We start from the raw sequence: 1296 nt of genomic DNA, 5'->3' as shown, positions 1-1296 counted from the left end.
CGCGTCGCCGGTGTGGGTGATTTCACCCAACTGCCCGCCACCACCTGGCGCTCCGACACGCGTACCGCCGCTGCCTTCTTCCTCGGCGACGCCTTCCTCCACAGCACGCCCGCCCGTGCCAAAACGCCTGACCTCGCCAGCCCCAAGCGCCAAAGTTCCAACGTCAAAGAGGTTCTCTCCCAACCCCAGCCCAGGCCGATCCCTGCGCCAATCGTCGAAGTGCAGCAATCCTTTCCAGGTCTGCGCCGCACCGTCCGGATCCAACAAGGCATAAGCCGGAAGCGAACGCACCGCCGTCACATCCAGCCCCTCCCAAGCGGCCGCCGCACCCTCGGGGTCGGTGAGAAAGTGCCGTGGGCTTAGCTGGTCCATACCATGCACTGTCGAGAACGCCGCTTGGTAGACACCCTCAGTGACGTTGCTGAAGAAATCGAAAACCGTCGCCAGCGGATTGCCAACTTCGGTGCCCAGAAAATGCGTCAGCTCACCGCGCACATAGCGCTGCATCCCGCGCACCAAACCGTCAGCGATCCCCATTCCACGCTGCATCGCCTGCTCTTTGGCCTGTGCTTCACGACCAAGGTTGTGCAGCACGGCCTTGATGTCCTCGGCGATCTCTTTGACCTCTTGCAGCGCATCGCCGTCGAAGATCGACACCACCTCGTGCCACAACCCTGGCGCCGACCCCAACCGGTGCAAGAGGTCTCGAATGGCGTTTTGCGCGTGGGCCACCTCGTCGGCGAAATTGTCGAGGGTGGCGGCCAACTGTTCACACTGCTTGCCCAGGCTTGCCATCGCGTTACCGAGTTCGGACAAGACAGGTTGTATCAGCCCCCCTTCCGGAATCTCTTGGCCGGCGATCACCGTCTTCGGTCCGTTGAGCCCCTGCTCCGCCCCGCCGAGTGCCGCAGCAAAGCCACGCCAACACCCCGCGGCCGCATGCAATCCCGCGACATCCCCGTTGGGCCACAAATCGCCGACAAACAGCTCCACAACCCGCCACAGCATCGGCGGGGGTGGGCCTGCGCCCAACGTGCCCGGTGGACCAGGAGCCGAAAACTGCTCCGGATCGTGCGGCGCCGGCAAGACACCACTGCCACCGCCCAACGTGGACGCCGCTTCAGCCCTCGAATAATTCGACGCGGACAGTTGAATCTTGACGCCGTTGTGACGGCAAGCGTTGATCGCCGCCGCGGCAGCCTTCAACAGCGACTTCGCCGCGTCCTGATAGGCCAGCCCAAACATGTCGCCGGCCGCATCCTGACCAGTGTTGGCCCCAAAACCTGCCGTCAACGA

1 protein-coding gene is annotated in these 1296 nt (G+C 63.9%); it reads right to left on the bottom strand.

Annotation, left to right across the window (positions count from 1 at the left end):
• The coding region (locus tag AWC07_RS27390; protein WP_482805305.1) for a WXG100-like domain-containing protein at positions 1–1296 on the bottom strand (1296 nt) is incomplete at both ends.

Source organism: Mycobacterium gastri (assembly GCF_002102175.1).
Lineage (GTDB): Bacteria > Actinomycetota > Actinomycetes > Mycobacteriales > Mycobacteriaceae > Mycobacterium > Mycobacterium gastri.
This window is presented reverse-complemented; position numbering and strand designations above follow the sequence as displayed.